Annotated in this window: 12 protein-coding genes; 6 read left to right on the top strand and 6 right to left on the bottom strand. The window is 60.0% G+C overall.

Features of this window, described 5'->3' with window-relative positions; all coding sequences use genetic code 11:
• Positions 1-99: 99 nt before the first annotated feature.
• Positions 100-1,560, bottom strand: coding sequence for a D-alanyl-D-alanine carboxypeptidase/D-alanyl-D-alanine endopeptidase (gene dacB / locus BMY54_RS10385; protein WP_093431801.1), 1,461 nt, complete (start codon positions 1,558-1,560; stop codon positions 100-102).
• Between the two features lie 232 nt (positions 1,561-1,792).
• Between dacB and BMY54_RS10390 the strand changes: the two genes are divergently transcribed.
• Positions 1,793-2,137: a YggL family protein gene (locus tag BMY54_RS10390; RefSeq protein WP_007916365.1), complete on the top strand. Its 345-nt coding sequence runs from the start codon at positions 1,793-1,795 to the stop codon at positions 2,135-2,137.
• Between the two features lie 263 nt (positions 2,138-2,400).
• Here BMY54_RS10390 and BMY54_RS10395 read toward each other — a convergent pair whose 3' ends face one another.
• Positions 2,401-3,591, bottom strand: a complete 1,191-nt coding sequence (locus tag BMY54_RS10395; protein ID WP_093431804.1) for a benzoate/H(+) symporter BenE family transporter — start codon at positions 3,589-3,591, stop codon at positions 2,401-2,403.
• Between the two features lie 357 nt (positions 3,592-3,948).
• On the opposite strand from BMY54_RS10395, the gene BMY54_RS10400 reads away from it, so the two are divergent.
• Positions 3,949-4,713: a GntR family transcriptional regulator gene (locus BMY54_RS10400; protein ID WP_007918375.1), complete on the top strand. Its 765-nt coding sequence runs from the start codon at positions 3,949-3,951 to the stop codon at positions 4,711-4,713.
• A 159-nt stretch (positions 4,714-4,872) separates the two neighbouring features.
• Here the strand turns inward: BMY54_RS10400 and guaD are convergent, their stop codons facing one another.
• The 4 genes from guaD to xdhA form a co-directional block, all read right to left on the bottom strand.
• On the bottom strand, positions 4,873-6,177 hold the full coding sequence (gene guaD, locus BMY54_RS10405; RefSeq protein WP_093431807.1) for a guanine deaminase: 1,305 nt from the start codon (positions 6,175-6,177) through the stop codon (positions 4,873-4,875).
• Between the two features lie 13 nt (positions 6,178-6,190).
• Entirely contained in the window at positions 6,191-7,048 is an 858-nt protein-coding gene (gene xdhC, locus BMY54_RS10410; RefSeq protein ID WP_093431810.1) for a xanthine dehydrogenase accessory protein XdhC, read from the bottom strand.
• Positions 7,049-7,174: 126 nt separating this feature from the next.
• Positions 7,175-9,568, bottom strand: coding sequence for a xanthine dehydrogenase molybdopterin binding subunit (gene xdhB, locus BMY54_RS10420; RefSeq protein WP_093431813.1), 2,394 nt, complete (start codon positions 9,566-9,568; stop codon positions 7,175-7,177).
• Positions 9,561-11,015 (bottom strand): xanthine dehydrogenase small subunit, encoded by a 1,455-nt coding sequence (gene xdhA, locus BMY54_RS10425; protein WP_093431816.1) that lies wholly within the window; start codon positions 11,013-11,015, stop codon positions 9,561-9,563. Before xdhA ends, xdhB begins: the two co-directional genes overlap by 8 nt.
• 268 nt (positions 11,016-11,283) lie before the next feature.
• On the opposite strand from xdhA, the gene BMY54_RS10430 reads away from it, so the two are divergent.
• The 4 genes from BMY54_RS10430 to ligA all read left to right on the top strand — a co-directional run bounded on the left by BMY54_RS10430 (position 11,284) and on the right by ligA (position 19,003).
• Positions 11,284-11,943, top strand: a complete 660-nt coding sequence (locus BMY54_RS10430; RefSeq protein ID WP_034152853.1) for a GntR family transcriptional regulator — start codon at positions 11,284-11,286, stop codon at positions 11,941-11,943.
• A 2-nt stretch (positions 11,944-11,945) separates the two neighbouring features.
• Positions 11,946-15,434 carry a chromosome segregation protein SMC gene (gene smc, locus BMY54_RS10435; RefSeq protein WP_093431819.1) on the top strand — a complete coding sequence of 1,163 codons (3,489 nt, stop codon included), beginning with the start codon at positions 11,946-11,948 and terminating at the stop codon, positions 15,432-15,434.
• Between the two features lie 261 nt (positions 15,435-15,695).
• On the top strand, positions 15,696-16,559 hold the full coding sequence (gene zipA / locus BMY54_RS10440; RefSeq protein ID WP_093431822.1) for a cell division protein ZipA: 864 nt from the start codon (positions 15,696-15,698) through the stop codon (positions 16,557-16,559).
• A gap of 86 nt (positions 16,560-16,645) precedes the next feature.
• Positions 16,646-19,003: an NAD-dependent DNA ligase LigA gene (gene ligA / locus BMY54_RS10445; RefSeq protein WP_093431825.1), complete on the top strand. Its 2,358-nt coding sequence runs from the start codon at positions 16,646-16,648 to the stop codon at positions 19,001-19,003.
• The last annotated feature ends 148 nt before the right edge of the window (positions 19,004-19,151 follow it).

A 19,151-nucleotide genomic window follows, 5' to 3' on the forward strand; every position in this document is an offset into this window, starting at 1 on the left:
AGGAGTGAGCCTGCTCGCGATTGCGGTATGTCAGTCACACATGATGTATCTGGACTGACGCTATCGCGAGCAGGCTCACTCCTACAGGAGCCGCGGTGATCAGAGAACCGAAGCGGTCTGCGGCAGTTTCGGCTGCTTGTACAGATCCAGCAGCACCTGATCGAGCACCGACGATGCCCCAAACGGTGCCTTGTCATTGAGGATCGCCACCACTGCCCAGGTGTTGCCATTCACATCACGGCTGAAACCGGCGATCGCGCGCACGGTGTTCAGGGTGCCGGTCTTGACGTGAGCCTCACCGCGCATCGCCGTGGTTTTCAGGCGTTTACGCATGGTGCCGTCAGTACCGGCAATCGGTAGCGAGCTGATGTACTCGGCAGCATACGGGCTGTGCCACGCCGCTTGCAGCATGCTCGCCATCTCACGGGCGCTGACACGTTCGGCGCGAGACAAACCGGAGCCGTTCTCCATCACCAGATGTGGTGCAGTGATGCCTTTCTTCGCCATCCACTGACGCACTACGCGCTGCGCTGCCTTGGCGTCGTCACCGTCGGCATCGTTGCGGAAGCGTTGCCCAAGGCTGAGGAACAGTTGCTGGGCCATGGTGTTGTTACTGTATTTGTTGATGTCGCGGATGATTTCCGCCAGGTCCGGGGAGTAGGCACGAGCCAGCAGTTTCGCGTTGCTCGGGGTCGAGGCCAGACGATCCTTGCCCTGAATGCTGCCACCCAGTTCTTTCCAGATCGCGCGCACGGCGCCGGCGGTGTAGGTCGCGTGGTCGAGCAGCGACAGATAAGTCTGCGAACTGCAACCTTCACCCAACTGGCCGGCCACGGTCACGGTCACGCTGCCATCGGCCTGCGGCACCGGGTTGTAGCGCACGCCGCCGGTGCATTGTTTGGAAGGCAGCGCTTTGACAGTGTTTTCGATACGCACGCTGGCAATCGGCGGCTCAACCGAGATCAGCACCCGGCCGTTATCGTTACGGGCAACAAAGCGCAGGGCCTTGAGGTTGACCAGCAAGGAGTCGGGTTTGACCAGGAACGGCTTGTTCTCGTCATTCCCGTCATCGTTGAATTCCGGCAGCACTGGCTGCACGAAGAAGTTACGGTCGAGGATCAGATCACCGGTGATTTGCGTCACACCGTTGGCGCGCAGGTCGCGCATCAGCAGCCAGAGCTTTTCCATGTTCAGCTTTGGATCGCCGCCGCCCTTGAGGTAGAGGTTGCCGTTGAGGATGCCGCCGTTCAGGTCGCCATCGGTGTAGAACTCGGTCTTCCACTGATGGTTGGGGCCGAGCATTTCCAGCGCCGCGTAAGTGGTCACCAGTTTCATGGTCGAGGCCGGGTTGACCGACACGTCGGCGTTGAACACGGTCGGCGTGCCCGGGCCGTCCAGCGGCACCATCACCAGCGACAGGGCGCTGGGCTGCAATTTGCTCGCCTTGAGGGCTTTTTCGACATTCGGGGTGAGGGAAGTATTGATGGTGGCAGCGGAAACAGGCAGGGCCAGGGGCAAAAGAAGGCCGGCTAGAAACAGAGGACGCAACGATTTGATCATATGAAATAAAACCCTACAGTCGAGGGGAAAATAACGAGGACATGGATGAAAAAGCCCTCAGCGGTCATGAAAGTGTCGGCATTATGCCCCAAGGTGTTACAGCTTGTGCCTTGTCCGGGTCGGCCAATACATTATTTTTTACAGGCGGTCGGCTTCAGGGGCCAGAGAGGCGGGCAATCGACGGCTTAAACTGGTAAAGTGCCGGCCGTTAATACTTATGAGGATTGTTCCAATGGCGACTAACCGTTCCCAGCGTCTGCGCAAAAAACTGTGCGTTGATGAATTTCAAGAGCTGGGTTTCGAACTGAACCTGGACTTCAAAGAAGACTTGTCCGAAGAAGCCATTGACGCTTTCCTCGAAGCCTTCATCAAAGAAGCCATGGAAGCCAATGGTCTGGGTTATGTGGGCGGCGACGACTTCGGTCTGGTTTGCCTGCAGAAGCGTGGCTCGGTCAACGAAGAGCAGCGCGCTGCCGTTGAAGCCTGGCTGAAAACCCGCTCCGAACTGACCAAGTATGAAGTCAGCCCGTTGCTGGACGTTTGGTATCCGGAAAAGCCGATCAACGCGGCTAAGTGATACTGAAAAAAACGGCGACCTGAGGGTCGCCGTTTTTTTTCGTCTGGGGTTTGGGTTTTTGGCTTGGGTACTGTGGTGAATCTACCCCTCACCCCAGCCCTCTCCCCCAGGAGAGGGGGCCGATTTATGAGCTTTTCAAAATTTGAGTTCGACTCGGGATCACATGTCGCTAAAACTCCCGCATACAACGCGGTCAGTCCCCTCTCCCTCCGGGAGAGGGATAGGCGGGCGGCGTTCCGATGAGGGGCTTTTGATCTTTTGCCTTAAACTTTGCGCCAATTGAGGATCAGCAAGGTCAAAACCCCCGCCACAATCCCCCAAAACGCCGACCCAATGGAAAACAGCGTCAACCCCGACGCCGTGACCATAAAGGTAATCAGCGCCGCCTCCCGTTCCTTCACCTCGGTCATGGCAATGCTCAAGCCATTGATGATCGAACCGAACAGCGCCAGCGCGGCAATCGACAGCACCAGTTCCTTCGGCAGCGCGGCAAACAGCGCCGCCAACGTGGCGCCGAACACCCCGGCAATCCCGTAGAAAATCCCGCACCACACCGCAGCGGTGTAGCGCTTGTTGCGATCTTCGTGGGCGTGCGGCCCGGTGCAGATCGCCGCGCTGATCGCTGCGAGGTTGATGCCGTGGGAGCCGAATGGCGCCAGCAGCAGCGAGGCAATACCGGTGGTGGTGATCAGCGGTGAGGCCGGCACGTTGTAACCGTCGGCGCGCAGCACGGCGATCCCGGGCATGTTCTGCGAGGTCATCGCGACTACGAACAGCGGAATGCCGATGCTGATGGTCGCCGCCAGCGAGAAGTGCGGGGTGGTCCACACCGGTGTCGCCACTTCCAGATGAAAACCGCTGAAGTCGAGCAGACCCATAAAGCCTGACAGCGCGGTGCCGATCAGCAGCGCGGCGAGCACGGCATAACGCGGCGACAGGCGTTTGATCAGCAGATAAGTGAAGAACATCCCCAGCACCAGCCCGGTGCGGTGCTGCGCAGCGACGAAGATCTCACTGCCGATCTTGAACAGAATCCCTGCCAACAATGCCGCCGCCAGTGAAGCGGGGATCTTTTTCACCAGCCGTTCGAAGCTGCCGGTCAGGCCGCAGATCGTCACCAGCACGGCGCAGGTGATGTAGGCGCCAATGGCCTCGCCATAGCTCACGCCGCCGAGGCTGGTGATCAGCAACGCTGCGCCGGGGGTCGACCAGGCGATGGTGATGGGCGTGCGATAACGCAGCGACAAACCAATCGAACAGACCGCCATACCGATCGAGATCGCCCAGATCCACGAAGAAATCTGCCCGCTGCTCAGCCCGGCCGCTTGCCCGGCCTGGAACATCAGCACCAGCGAGCTGGTGTAGCCAGTCATCATCGCGATGAATCCCGCGACGATCGCCGATGGTGATGTGTCGGCCAGTGGGCGCAGTTGAGTGTGCGTGGCGTCGTTCATGACGGCGGTGTTCCTTATACCAATGAAGATGTCCCCTGTACGCCAAACCCCTGTGGGAGCGAGCCTGCTCGCGAAAGCGGTGTGTCAGTCGACATTCATTTTGAATGTGAAACGGCTTTCGCGAGCAGGCTCGCTCCCACAGGGGATTGTGGTCGACCAGCGGATTCTGTGATCAAGCCTAAACTCAAACGTAACGGATCGTTGCAATACAGCGGAAGTCACAAACAGCCGTACAGTCGTGTTGCCACCTTTCATTGTGTACAATCGCGCTGTTTTTTACGCGATACTTGCCAGCGACCTACTGTGCCGTATTACAGTCACGGTCTATTCGCCGCAGTTCTCCCGACTCGAGTGCCCATGAACGAACAGTTGCAACCCCTCAAGAAACAACCGCGAGCAGGCAAAGCCGGCCGCAGCGGAACCCAGGACGATATTGTCTACGCGCATATCTTCGAGGCCATCCTCGAACAGCGTCTGGCGCCCGGCACCAAGTTGAGCGAAGAAGCGCTGGGGGAAATCTTTGGGGTCAGCCGCACCATCATTCGCCGCGCGCTCTCGCGTCTGGCCCATGAAGGCGTGGTGCTGTTGCGGCCGAACCGTGGCGCCGTGGTTGCCAGCCCGAGTGTTGAAGAAGCCCGTCAGGTGTTTCTTGCCCGTCGCCTGGTCGAACGCGCGATCACTGAGCTGGCGGTGCAACACGCCACCGCCGAGCAGATCGCCGAGCTGCGGCAGATGGTCAACGACGAGCGCGACAGCTTCTCCCGTGGCGATCGCGGCGCCGGTATTCGTCTGTCGGGCGAATTCCACCTGAAACTGGCGGAAGCGGCGATGAACGCCCCGTTGATCAGCTTTCAGCGCAGCCTGGTTTCGCAGACGTCGCTGATCATTGCCCAGTATGAAAGCGGCAATCGCTCGCATTGCTCGTATGACGAACACACCCAGTTGATTGACGCGATCGAGAAGCGCGACGGTGAGTTGGCGGTGAATCTGATGATGCACCACATGGATCACATCGACAGCAAGCTCAACCTCGACGAGGAAGGCGCGTCGGATGATCTGCATGCGGTGTTCTCGCATTTGTTGCAGACCAAGAAGCCGGGGCGTCCTGCGGCCAAGCTCTAAGCTGATACCGAGTCGACCCCTTCGCGAGCAGGCTCGCTCCCACAGGGGAATGCATTTCAAATGTGGGAGTGAGCCTGCTCGCGAAGGCGATCTTACAGGCAACAAAAAATCCCCCGGGGCTGAACACCACCGGGGGATTTTTTATGCCTTGGAAAAAGCTTAGCGCTGATGCACCAAAGCACCCGCCGCATACGTCTGCTGCACCGTGCGGTCATCGCCCAGCGTCATCAACACAAACAACGTCTCGGCAATGTTGTTGGCCTGCTTCAAACGGTAGCTCAGCAGCGGCGTCGCGTTGTAATCGAGCACCAGGAAGTCAGCGTCGGAACCCGGTTGCAGGTTGCCGATCTTGTCTTCCAGACGCAGCGCCCGCGCGCCACCCAAGGTCGCCAGGTACAGCGACTTGAACGGGCTCAGTCGTGCCCCTTGCAGTTGCATCACTTTGTACGCTTCGTTCAGCGTCTGCAGCAGCGAGAAACTGGTGCCGCCGCCAACGTCAGTGCCCAGACCGACATTGAGCTTGTGCTTCTCGGCCATCGGCAGGTTGAACAGGCCGCTACCCAAGAAGAAGTTCGAGGTCGGGCAGAACGAGATCGCCGAACCGGTTTCCGCCAGTCGCGCGCATTCGTCGTCGCACAGGTGCACGCCGTGGGCGAACACCGAGCGCTCGCCGAGCAGTTTGTAGTGGTCATAAACGTCGAGGTAGCCCTTGCGCTCAGGGAACAGCTCCTTGACCCACTCGATTTCCTTGAGGTTTTCGCTGATGTGGGTCTGCATGTACAGATCCGGGTATTCGGTCAGCAGTTGCCCGGCGAGGGTCAGTTGTTCCGGGGTGCTGGTCGGCGCGAAGCGCGGGGTGACCGCGTAGTGCAGGCGGCCCTTGCCGTGCCAGCGTTCGATCAGCGCCTTGCTTTCGACGTAGCTCGATTCGGCGGTGTCGGTCAGGTAGTCCGGGGCGTTGCGGTCCATCATCACCTTGCCGGCGATCATGCGCAGGTCGAGCTTCTCGGCCGCTTCGAATAACGAGTTCACCGATTGCGGGTGCACGCTGCCAAACACCAATGCGGTAGTGGTGCCGTTGCGCAGCAGCTCCTTGACGAAAATGTCAGCGACTTCGTCGGCGTGGGCCTTGTCGCCGAACTGGCTTTCGCACGGGAAGGTGTAGGTGTTCAGCCAGTCGAGCAATTGCTCGCCGTAGGCACCGACCATGCCGGTTTGCGGAAAGTGAATGTGGGTGTCGATGAAGCCCGGGGTGATCAACGCGTCCTGGTAATGCTCGATTTCGATGTCCGCCGGCAGGGTCGGCAGCAAATCACTGGCATGGCCAAGGGCGCTGATCTTGCCGCCATCGACCACCAGCAGGCCGTCCTCGAAATATTCGTAGGAGGCTTCGATCCCGACTTCGGCGGGGTCGGCGATGCTGTGCAGGATGGCGGCGCGGTAGGCTTTGCGAGTCAGAGGCATGAGGGTTCTCTAATCAGTTTGAGGCTTTGAGTTTGGTCGCTTGACTGCGCCGCGACACCGGCAACAGTTTGGCAATCGGTTCGGCGCTGGCAGTCTGCTGGCCGAAGTTGGCGTTGTAGGTGGCGATGATTTCGCCGGCGATGGAGATGGCAATTTCCACAGGCAGTTTGCCTTTGACTTCGCCGATGCCCATCGGGCAGCGCATGCGTTGCACGACGCCGCTGTCGAAACCGCGATCACGTATACGGTGCTCGAACTTCGCGCGTTTGGTCTTCGATCCGATCAGGCCGAAGTAGGCGAAGTCGTTGCGCTTGAGAATCGCGGCAGTGAGTTCAAGGTCGAGTTGATGGTTGTGGGTCATGACGATGCAGTAACTGCCGGCGGGCAGGTCATCGATTTCATCCACAGGCTCTTCGGCGACGATTTTACGCACGCCGTGGGGGATGTGTTCGGGGAATTCGGCCTCGCGCGAATCGATCCAGCGCACCCGGCAGGGCAGGCTGGCGAGCAGCGGCACCAAGGCGCGGCCAACGTGACCGGCCCCGAACACGGCGATTTGCGCCTGCACCTGGCCCATTGGTTCGAACAGCAACACGGTGGCGCCGCCGCAGCACTGGCCCAGGCTGGCGCCGAGGCTGAAGCGCTCCAGATGAGTGTCCTGCTTGCCGCAGGCGAGCATCTCGCGGGCGATCTGCATGGCTTTGTATTCCAGATGCCCGCCACCGATGGTGTCGAAACTCTGATTAGCACTGATGACCATTTTCGAGCCGGCATTGCGTGGCGTCGAGCCGAGCTCTTCGATGATCGTCACTAGAACGCAGGGTTCACCCTGGTTCTGCAGGTCGGCGAGGGCGTCGATCCAGTTGTACATACACACCTCTCAGATCGCTCCCACGCTCTGCGTGGGAATGCATCACTGGACGCTCCGCGTCCGCTGTTCAGGATGCGACGCAGAGCGTCGCGGGCTGCATTCCCACGCAGAGCGTGGGAACGATCATCAAACAACCGCGGTTTCAGCTTCGACGGCTTTCACCGCTTTCAACTGACGCATCTGCTCACAACCCCACAACACCCGCTCCGGTGTCGCCGGCGCATCGATCTGCGGCTGATGCTTGTAATCACCGAGGCTCGCCACCGCATCCTTGATCGCACACCACGAGGCAATCCCGAGCATGAACGGCGGCTCGCCGACAGCCTTGGAATGGAACACCGTGTCTTCCGGGTTCTTGCGGTTTTCCACCAGCTTCACCCGCAGGTCCAGCGGCATGTCCGCCACGGCCGGGATCTTGTAGCTGGCCGGGCCGTTGGTCATCAGCTTGCCTTTGTTGTTCCAGACCAGCTCTTCCATGGTCAGCCAACCCATGCCCTGAATGAAACCACCCTCGACCTGACCGATGTCGATGGACGGGTTCAGCGAGGCGCCGACGTCGTGAAGGATGTCGGTGCGCAGCATCTTGTACTCGCCGGTCAGGGTGTCGACGATCACTTCGCAGCACGCCGCGCCGAAGGCAAAGTAGTAGAACGGACGACCACGGGCCTGGCTGCGGTCGTAGTAGATTTTCGGGGTCTTGTAGAAGCCAGTGCTCGACAGCGAAACCTGATTGAAATACGCCTGCTGGATCAGCGCTTCAAAGGTCAGGATGTGGTCGCGAACACGCACGTGACCGTTGTGGAATTCAACGTCTTCTTCAGTGACTTTGTAGTGACGCGCAGCGAATTCGATCAGGCGTTTCTTGATGATTTCCGCCGCGTTCTGCGCCGCTTTACCGTTCAAGTCGGCGCCGCTGGACGCTGCCGTCGGCGAGGTGTTTGGCACCTTGTCGGTGTTGGTCGCAGTGATCTGCACACGGTCGATTTCGACCTGGAACACTTCGGCCACGACCTGCGCGACTTTGGTGTTCAGGCCCTGACCCATTTCCGTGCCGCCATGGTTCAGGTGGATGCTGCCATCGGTGTAGATGTGGATCAGCGCACCGGCCTGGTTCAAGAAACTGGCGGTGAAGGAAATGCCGAATTTCACCGGGGTCAGCGCCAGGCCTTTTTTCAGGATCGGGCTGTTGGCGTTGTAGCGACGAATCGCTTCACGGCGCTCGTGGTACTGGCTGCTTTCTTCCAGTTCGGCGGTCATCTCTTCGAGCATGTTGTGCTCGACGGTCTGGTAGTAATGGGTGACGTTGCGTTCGGTCTTGCCGTAGTAGTTGGCCTTGCGCACCGCAAGTGGGTCAAGCTGCAGGTGACGGGCAATCGCGTCCATCACTTCTTCGATCGCGACCATGCCTTGCGGGCCACCGAAACCACGGTAAGCGGTGTTCGACGCGGTGTTGGTCTTGCAGCGGTGACCGTGGATGGTCGCATCGCCGAGGTAGTAAGAGTTGTCGGAATGGAACATCGCCCGGTCAACGATCGACGCGGACAGGTCCGGCGAGCAGCCGCAGTTGCCGGCCAGGTCCATGTTGATCCCGTGCAGGCGCCCGGTGCTGTCGAAGCCGACGTCGTACTCGACGTAGAACGGGTGACGCTTACCGGTCATCAGCATGTCTTCGACGCGCGGCAGGCGCATCTTGGTCGGCTGGCCGGTGAGGTGCGCAACCACCGCGCACAGGCACGCCGGGCTGGCGGCCTGGGTTTCCTTGCCACCGAAACCACCGCCCATGCGGCGCATGTCGACGACGATTTTGTTCATCGACACGTCGAGCACTTCGGCAACCAGTTTCTGTACTTCGGTCGGGTTCTGCGTCGAGCAGTAAACGATCATGCCGCCGTCTTCGGTGGGCATTACCGAGGAGATTTGCGTCTCCAGGTAGAAGTGTTCCTGACCGCCGATGTGCAGTGTGCCTTGGATGCGGTGTTCAGCGGTTGCCAGCGCAGAAACCGAATCGCCGCGCTGGTGGGTGTGGCTGTCAAGGACGAAGTGGCGCTTGCGCAGGGCTTCGACTACGTCGAGCACAGGTTCGAGATCTTCGTATTCGATGATCGCCGCCATCGCGGCTTTGCGCGCGGTTTCCAGATCCTTCGCGGCCACCGCGAGCACCGGTTGGCCGACGAACTGCACGTCATCGATGGCCAGCAACGGGTCGCCTGGCATCAGCGGGCCGATGTCTTTCAGGCCTGGCACGTCTTCGTGGGTGATGGCGATGCGCACGCCTTCGAAGGCGTAACACGGCGAGGTGTCGATGCTGATGATCTTCGCGTGGGCGCGGTCCGACATGCGTGCATACAGGTGCAACTGGTTGGGAAATTCCAAGCGATCATCGATGTACTGCGCTTCACCGGACACGTGCTTGGCGGCGCTGTCGTGCTTGACGCTGCGGCCGACGCCAGAGGTCAGATCCTTGGCGAACAGTTCAGCCAGTTCAGCCTGGGTTTTTTCTACGCCGTGATGGTTAGACATAAGCGGTCACCCGAGTCTCGATGTGCGGTGTTTGCAGTTCGATGAAATATTTACGCAGCAGGTTCTGCGCGCTGAGCAGGCGATATTCCTTGCTGGCGCGGAAGTCCGAGAGCGGGGTGAAATCTTCCGCCAGTGCGGCGCAGGCACGTTCGACCACCGTGTTGGTGAACGGCGCACCAATCAGCGCGGCTTCACAATGGGCGGCGCGTTTCGGGATCGCGGCCATGCCGCCGAAAGCCATGCGTGCATCGGTGATCACGCCGTTTTCCACGCGCAGGTTGAACGCGGCGCAGACGGCAGAGATGTCGTCGTCCAGACGCTTGGAGACCTTGTAGGCGCGGAACAGCTGCTCGGCGCTGGCGCGCGGGACGATGATCTTCTCGATGAATTCACTTTCCTGACGGACCGTGACTTTGTAATCGATGAAGTAATCTTCCAGGTTCAAGGTGCGGCGAGTTTCGCCTTTGCACAGCACGACCTGCGCGCCGAGAGCGATCAGCAGCGGTGGCGAATCACCAATCGGCGAGGCGTTGCCGATGTTGCCGCCGAGGGTGCCCTGGTTGCGGATTTGCAGCGAAGCGAAGCGGTGCAGCAGTTCGCCGAAGTCCGGGTACTCGGCGTTCAGCGCTTCGTAGCAGTCGGAGAGGGCGGTGGCGGCGCCGATTTCGATGCGGTCTTCGAAGGTGTCGATGCGCTTCATTTCCGCGACGTTGCCGACGTAGATCATCACCGGCAGGGTGCGGTGGAATTGGGTGACTTCCAGCGCCAGATCAGTGCCGCCAGCGAGCAGGCGCGCTTGTGGGTAAGCGTCGTAGAGATCGGCCAGATCAGCGACGGTCAGCGGCACCAGGCAGCGTTTGTCGCCGCTGTTGAGTTCGCCGATATCGGTCGGTGCGATGGCTTTGAGGCGCGCAATGGTCTCCGCTTCGCGGGCATCGAACTGATCTGGTTGCTTGCCGCAGCAGGATTGCTCGGCAGCGGCCAGAATAGGCCGGTAGCCGGTGCAACGGCAGAGGTTGCCGGCCAGCGCTTCGTGGGCCTTGGCGTGATCCGGTGCATCGCTGTTCTTTTGCAGGGCGAACAGCGACATGACGAAACCGGGGGTGCAGAAACCGCACTGCGAGCCGTGGCACTCGACCATGGCTTTCTGCACGCTGTGCAGTTCGCCTTGGTGCTTGAGGTCTTCGACGCTGATCAGTTGTTTGCCGTGCAGCGACGACACGAACGTCAGGCACGAGTTGAGGCTGCGATAGCGAATGTGTTCGCGGCCAGCGTCATCCGTTTGCAACTCGCCGACCACCACGGTGCAGGCGCCGCAGTCACCGCTGGCGCAACCTTCTTTGGTGCCGGATTTGCCGACGTGTTCACGCAGGTAATTGAGCACAGTCAGATTCGGGTCCAGGGCGTGCTCGCTACGGAGTTCCTGGTTAAGTAAAAACTGGATCACGGAAGGCCTCGCAGACTCATTATTGTTGTTAACCGACGTGAACCGAATTTAGCAGGTCTGACTTTTCGGTCAATGGTTTTCTGACTTAAAGGTCAGGAAAAAGCATTTCGTCGATCAACAACGTGTCTATTCAGTATTGACCCTCATTGGATCCCCTGCTTTTTTGCGGGAATCGTGCCAAAAACCGCTGAGTGGGCACTCCGCCATGAGCCTGCATTTGCGCTACACTGCGCCGCTTGTGCAGATCGATAGAGTTTGAAGGACAACCATGACGTTCAAGGCGCCGGACAGCCTCGCCGAGCAAATCGCTCACCACCTCGCCGAACGCATCATTCGTGGCGAAATGAAGCCGGGAGAGCGCATCCAGGAACAGAAGGTCACGCTGGCACTGAATGTCAGTCGCGGTTCGGTCCGTGAAGCCTTGCTGATCCTTGAGCGCCGCCACCTGATCGCGATCCTGCCGCGCCGTGGTGCGCACGTCACCGAGCTGACGCCGCACAAGGTGCAGAGCCTGTGCACGCTGATGAGCGAGCTGTACATCCTGCTCGGCAACGCAGTGGCCAATGGCTGGCAAGTGCAATCGGACATGGCGCCGTTCGTGCAGATCCAGCAGCGCCTGACCGCCAGCTACGAGCGTCAGGATATCCGCAGCTTCGTCGACGACAGCTTCGCCGTAATGCGCGCCGCCTATCCGTTCGCCAACAATCCGTACCTGCAAGAGACCGTCGAGAACCTGCAGCCGGCCATGAGCCGTGCGTACTTCCTCGCCCTCGAACAGCGCAAGGCTTCAATGAGCGAGTTCCTCGAACTGTTCGAACGCCTGCTCGCCGCCGTGCTCGCCCGTGATTTGCCGCAGATCCGCATCGTGCTGACGGCTTACGCCCAGCGCAGCTGCGATCTGGTGGTTTCCGCCCTGACGGTTGCCTAAGCGTGCGGCTCAAGTGCATCAAACTGGCGGGATTCAAATCCTTCGTCGACCCGACCACGGTGAACTTCCCCAGTAACATGGCGGCGGTCGTCGGGCCGAACGGTTGCGGCAAGTCGAACATCATCGACGCCGTACGCTGGGTGATGGGCGAGAGTTCGGCGAAGAACCTCCGTGGCGAGTCGATGACCGACGTCATCTTCAACGGCTCGACCAGCCGCAAACCGGTGAGTCAGGCCAGTATCGAACTGGTTTTCGACAACTCCGACGGCACGCTGCTGGGCGAGTACGCCGCCTACGCCGAGATTTCCATCCGCCGTAAAGTCACCCGCGACAGCCAGACCACGTATTACCTCAACGGCACCAAATGCCGGCGTCGCGACATCACCGATATCTTCCTCGGCACCGGTCTGGGCCCGCGCAGTTACTCGATCATCGAGCAGGGGATGATCTCCAAGCTGATCGAGTCCAAGCCCGAAGACCTGCGCAACTTTATCGAAGAAGCCGCCGGCATCTCCAAGTACAAGGAGCGCCGGCGTGAGACCGAAAACCGCATCCGTCGCACCCACGAAAACCTCGCGCGTCTGACTGACCTGCGCGAAGAGCTCGAGCGTCAACTCGAGCGCCTGCACCGCCAGGCCGAAGCGGCGAAGAAGTATCAGGAATTCAAAGCCGAGGAGCGTCAGCTCAAGGCACAACTGTCGGCCCTGCGCTGGCAGGATCTCAACGAACAGGTCGGCCAGCGCGAGTCGATCATCGGCACCCAGGAAATCAGTTTCGAAGCGCTGGTCGCCGAGCAGCGTAATGCTGACGCGGCCATTGAGCGTCTGCGTGATGGTCACCATGACCTGTCCGAACGCTTCAATCTGGTGCAGGGGCGCTTCTATTCGGTCGGCGGCGATATCGCCCGCGTCGAGCAAAGCATCCAGCACGGCCAGCAACGCTTGCGGCAGTTGCAGGACGACTTGAAAGAAGCCGAGCGCGCACGCCTCGAAACCGAATCACACCTGGGCCACGACCGCACGTTGCTGCTGACCCTCGGCGAAGAGCTGGACATGCTCACCCCCGAGCAGGAAGTCACCAGCGCTGCCGCCGAAGAAGCCGCCGCTGCACTGGAAGATTCCGAATCGGTCATGCACGGCTGGCAGGAGCAGTGGGACGCCTTCAACCTGACCGCCGCCGAACCGCGCCGTCAGGCTGAAGTGCAGCAGTCGCGCATCCAGCAGCTGGAAACCAGCATGGAGCGTCTGGCCGACCGGCAAAAGCGTCTCGGCGAAGAGCGCGCGCTGCTCTCGGCTGACCCGGAAGACGCGGCGATCATGGAACTCAACGAGCAGCTCGCCGAGTCCGAAGCGACCCTCGAAGATTTGCAGACCAGCGAAGAAGCGCAGGTCGAAAAACTCGAACAACTGCGGCAGGAATTGCAGCAGGCGCTGACCGCGCAACAACAGGCGCAGGGCGATTTGCAGCGACTTAACGGTCGCCTCGCGTCCCTCGAAGCCTTGCAGCAAGCCGCGCTCGACCCGGGCACCGGCACTGCCGAATGGCTGAAAGAACACAACCTCGCCGAGCGTCCGCGTCTGGCCGAGGGCCTGAAGGTCGAGGCCGGTTGGGAGCTGGCGGTGGAAACCGTGCTCGGCGCCGATCTGCAAGCGGTGCTGGTCGACGACTTCAGCGGCTTCGATTTGTCCGGTTTTACTCAGGGCGATCTGCGCCTGCTCAGCCCGGCCAGCGATGGCGTGCGCGTGGCCGGCAGCTTGCTCGACAAGGTTGATGCGCAGGTCGATCTGTCGCCGTGGCTCGGTCAGGTCAAACCGGTCGATAGTCTTGAGCAGGCCTTGGCCTTGCGCGGACAGTTGAGCGCTGGCGAGAGCCTGATCAGTCGTGACGGTTACTGGGTCGGCCGGCACTTCCTGCGCGTGCGCCGGGCCAGCGAAGCGGAAAGCGGCATGCTCGCCCGTGGTCAGGAAATCGAAGCGCTGCACCTCGAACGTGAAGAAAAAGAAGCCACGGTCGAGGCCATGGAAACCCGTCTGCAAACCCTGCGTGCGCAACAGCGTCAGCAGGAAAACGGCCGCGAACATTTGCGTCGTTTGCTGCAAGACGAAGCGCGTCAGCAAGGCGAATTGAAAGCACAGCTGTCCGCCGGTAAAGCCAAGGCCGAACAGCTGACTTTGCGCCGCACCCGTCTCGATGAAGAGCTGGTCGAGCTCGGCGAACAACGCGAACTCGAGCACGAACAGATCGGCGAAGCGCGCATGCAATTGCAAGAAGCGCTGGATGCCATGGCGCTGGACACCGAACAGCGCGAGTTGCTGTTGGCCCAGCGCGACAGCCTGCGCGAGCGCCTTGACCGCGTGCGCCAGGAGGCGCGGCAGCACAAGGATCACGCCCATCAATTGGCCGTGCGTCTTGGCTCTTTGCGCGCGCAGCACGACTCCACGCGTCAGGCGCTGGAGCGTCTGGAAATGCAGGCCGAGCGCCTGACTGAAAAGCGCGAACAGTTGAGTCTGAATCTGGAGGAGGGCGAGGCACCGCTGGAAGAGCTGCGCCTGAAACTCGAAGAACTGCTCGATAAGCGCATGACCGTCGATGAAGAACTGAAGACCGCGCAGATCGCTTTGGAAGATGCCGATCGCGAATTGCGCGACGCGGAAAAGCGCCGGACTCAGGCCGAGCAGCAATCGCAGTTGATTCGCGGCCAGCTCGAACAGCAACGCATGGAATGGCAAGCCCTGACCGTGCGCCGCAAGGCTTTGCAGGATCAGTTGCTGGAAGACGGCTACGATCTTAACGGCGTGCTCGCGACATTAACCGCACAAGCCAGTGAACGCGAAGCCGAAGAAGAACTCGAACGCATCAACGCGCGGATTCAGCGCCTGGGTGCGATCAACCTCGCGGCCATCGATGAATACACGCAACAGTCCGAGCGTAAACGTTATCTGGATGCCCAGGACGCCGATCTGGTCGAAGCGCTGGAGACCCTGGAAAACGTTATTCGCAAGATCGACAAGGAAACCCGCAACCGCTTCAAAGATACCTTTGATCAGATCAATGGCGGTTTACAGGCGCTTTTTCCAAAAGTTTTCGGTGGCGGGCGCGCGTATTTGGAACTGACGGGCGAAGATCTACTCGATACAGGGGTAACGATCATGGCGCAGCCGCCAGGGAAGAAGAACAGCACCATCCATTTGCTCTCCGGCGGGGAAAAAGCCCTGACCGCACTGGCACTGGTTTTTGCCATCTTCAAATTGAACCCGGCGCCGTTCTGCATGCTCGATGAGGTTGACGCGCCACTGGATGACGCTAACGTTGGACGCTACGCACGCTTGGTCAAAGAGATGTCGCAGACCGTGCAGTTCATCTATATCACCCACAACAAGATCGCCATGGAAATGGCCGAGCAGTTGATGGGCGTAACGATGCATGAACCGGGTTGTTCGCGACTGGTAGCCGTAGATGTCGAGGAGGCGATGGCGATGGTGGACGCCTGAGTCAGCGTGGTGTCGGAAAAGGTAATTCAGGTCTGTAGGACTTTTTTACCAACTGCGACTTGCTGGCCAATCGACATATTCGCGCAAGCCAAATGAGACAGACGGTGTAAAGTTGTCTTTGGTCGTGCTAGTTTAATGTCAATTTTTCGTATACGTGGGCAAAACGCCTGTCAGAACATAGAGTTGGCGCCACGTTTTAAAGCGGTTTGCACAATGTAAACCCCTTATTTTTCAGCATTTTTTATAGAGGCACGGGATTACATGGAAATCGGTCTGCGCGAGTGGCTGATCGTCATCGGCATCATTGTGATAGCCGGTATTCTTTTCGATGGCTGGCGCCGTATGCGCGGCGGCAAGGGAAAACTGAAATTCCGTCTTGACCGAAGTCTGTCCAACCTGCCGGACGAGGACACCAGCGCTGAGCTGTTGGGCCCGGCTCGCGTGCTGGACACCCACAAAGAGCCGCAACTGGACGAACACGACCTGCCGTCGGTGAGCATGCCGGCCCGCGAAGCACGCGAGCCTCGCGAATCCGGTTCGAAACGTGGCAAGCGTGGCAGCAACGGTCCGGCGCAGGGTGACCTGAACCTCGATCTGGATCTGGACGGCGGCCCGAGCTTCAGCAGCCGTGACAACGATTTCGTTGAAGACAGCAAGCCTGCGCCGGCTGTGGCCGACAAGGATCAGCCACAAGCTGAAGAAGTATTGGTCATCAGCGTGATCTGCCGTGATGCCGCTGGCTTCAAAGGCCCGGCGCTGTTGCAGAACATTCTCGAAAGCGGCCTGCGTTTCGGCGAGATGGATATTTTCCACCGTCACGAAAGCATGGCCGGCAACGGTGAAGTGCTGTTCTCCATGGCCAACGCGGTCAAGCCGGGCATCTTTGATCTGGACGACATCGACCATTTCAGTACCCCGGCGGTAAGCTTCTTCCTCGGCCTGCCAGGCCCGCGTCATCCGAAGCAAGCTTTCGACGTGATGGTGGCTGCAGCCCGCAAGCTGTCGCAGGAATTGAACGGCGAACTGAAAGATGACCAGCGCAGCGTCCTGACCGCGCAGACCATCGAGCACTACCGTCAGCGCATCGTCGAATTCGAACGTCGCGCCTTGACCCAGAAGCGTTGATTGAAAAGATTTCCTCGGCACAAGAGGCAGTCGGCAATATAGATTGAGCAGCCTCGGCTGCTCTTTTGCTTTTTGAGAGAACACCCATGACCGCCGCCAAAAACCGCATTCTCGAGCTACGCGCTGAACTCGATCAGCACAACTACCGTTATCACGTTCTCGACGAGCCGAGCATTCCGGACGCCGAGTACGACCGGTTGTTCCACGAGCTCAAAGCGCTGGAAGCGGCCAACCCGGAACTGATCACCAGCGATTCGCCGACCCAGCGCGTCGGCAGCGTGGCGCTCACCGCGTTCACCCAGGTGCGTCACGAAGTGCCGATGCTCAGCCTCGGCAACGCTTTCGAAGAAACCGATATGCGCGAATTTGATCGCCGGGTGACCGAAGGTCTGGACCTGCCGGCCGGCGATCTGTTCGGTGGCGGTGCTGCGGTGGAGTACAGCTGCGAGCCGAAACTCGATGGCCTAGCGGTCAGCCTGCTTTATCAGGACGGCGTGCTGGTACGCGGCGCCACGCGCGGCGACGGCACCACTGGCGAAGACATCAGCGTCAACGTGCGCACCGTGCGCAACATTCCCCTGAAACTGCATGGCGAAGGCTGGCCGGCGACCCTGGAAGTGCGCGGTGAAGTGTTCATGTCCAAGGCCGGCTTCGAGCGTCTCAACGCCTCGCAACTGGAAATCGGCGGCAAGACCTTCGCCAATCCACGCAACGCTGCCGCTGGTAGCCTGCGCCAGCTCGACTCGAAGATCACCGCCAACCGTCCGCTGGAATTCTGCTGCTACGGCATCGGTCAGGTCTCCCACGATATTTCCGACACCCACATCGGCAACCTCAAGCAGTTGCAGAAGTGGGGTATGCCGATCAGTCACGAACTGAAACTGGCCAAGGGCATCGGCGAATGCCTGGATTACTACCGCGACATCGGTGAGCGTCGTAACGCGCTGGCCTACGAAATCGACGGCGTGGTGTTCAAGGTCAACAGCATTGCCGATCAACGCGAACTGGGCTTCCGCGCCCGCGAACCGCGTTGGGCGATCGCGCACAAATTCCCGGCTATGGAAGAACTCACCGAACTGCTCGACGTCGAGTTTCAAGTCGGTCGTACCGGTGCTGTCACCCCGGTCGCTCGTTTGAAACCGGTCAAGGTCGCCGGCGTCATCGTGGCCAACGCTACGCTGCACAACATGGATGAGGTCGCGCGTCTGGGCCTGATGATCGGCGACACCGTGATCATCCGTCGCGCCGGTGATGTGATTCCGCAGGTGGTGCAAGTGGTCATGGATCGCCGTCCCGAAAATGCGCGCGCGGTGCAGATTCCCGAGAGCTGCCCTGTGTGCGGTTCGCACGTCGAGCGCACGCAACTGATCAAGCGCAGCAAAGGCAAGGAAACCGTCAGCGAAGGCGCGGTGTATCGCTGTGTGGGCCGACTGGCCTGTGGCGCGCAACTGAAGCAGGCGATCATTCACTTCGTCTCGCGTCGGGCGATGGACATCGAAGGCTTGGGCGACAAAAGCGTGGAGCAACTGGTCGATGAAGGTCTGGTCAGTTCGCCGGCCGATCTGTATGCGCTGAAGTTCGATGACATCGTCGATCTGGAAGGTTTTGCCGAGGTATCGAGCAACAAACTGCTGGCGGCCATCGAAGACAGCAAGAAACCGGGGCTGGCGCGTTTTATCTATGCACTGGGTATCCCTGATGTCGGCGAGGAGACTGCCAAGGTCCTGGCGCGCTCGCTGGGTTCGCTGGAGCGCGTGCAGCAGGCGCTGCCGCAAGTGCTGACCTATCTGCCGGATGTGGGGCTGGAAGTGGCGTACGAGATTCACAGCTTCTTTGAAGATGCGCATAACCAGCAGGTCATCGCTGAGTTGCTGGGCCATGGTCTGCAGATTCAGGATCAGGGTGAGTTGGGCGCCGAGTTCGCGGCCAGCACTACGTTGGGTGGCTTTCTCGACAAGCTGCACATTCCTTCGGTCGGCCCCGGTGGCGCGCAGAAGCTGGCGGACAAGTTCGGTTCGCTGGAAGCGGTGATGAATGCTGACTGGCTGGACATGCGTCAGGCCTTGCCGGAGAAACAGGCGAATTCGGTTCGCGAGTTTTTTGCGCTGCCTGAGAACCGGCAACTGGCTGAGGCATCCGAAAAGCAACTGCGTGATTTCGGCATGCACTGGCAGAGCGAGAAGAAGGTTGTTGAGGGCTTGCCGCTGTCCGGCGAGACCTGGGTGCTGACCGGCAAGGTTGAGTTGATGAGCCGTGATGTCGCCAAGGAACATCTGGAAAGCCTTGGCGCCAAGGTTGCCGGTTCCGTGTCGGCGAAGACTCATTGTGTGGTCGCAGGCCCCGGCGCTGGTTCCAAACTGACCAAGGCCAATGAGCTGGGCGTGAAAGTGATGGACGAAGAAACCTTCATCGCCTTCCTCAAAACTCACGGCGTCGCCGTTTAAGATTGATCGTTCCCACGCTCCCGCGTGGGAATGCCGCTCCGGACGCTCCGCGTCCGCTGTGACGCAGAGCGTCACTGGATGCATTCCCACGCAGAGCGTTGGAACGATCAGCAAAGCGCGGGAACGATGTTGTCACGGGAATGATCTA

Source organism: Pseudomonas sp. ok266 (genome assembly GCF_900110195.1).
Classification (GTDB): domain Bacteria; phylum Pseudomonadota; class Gammaproteobacteria; order Pseudomonadales; family Pseudomonadaceae; genus Aquipseudomonas; species Aquipseudomonas neuropathica.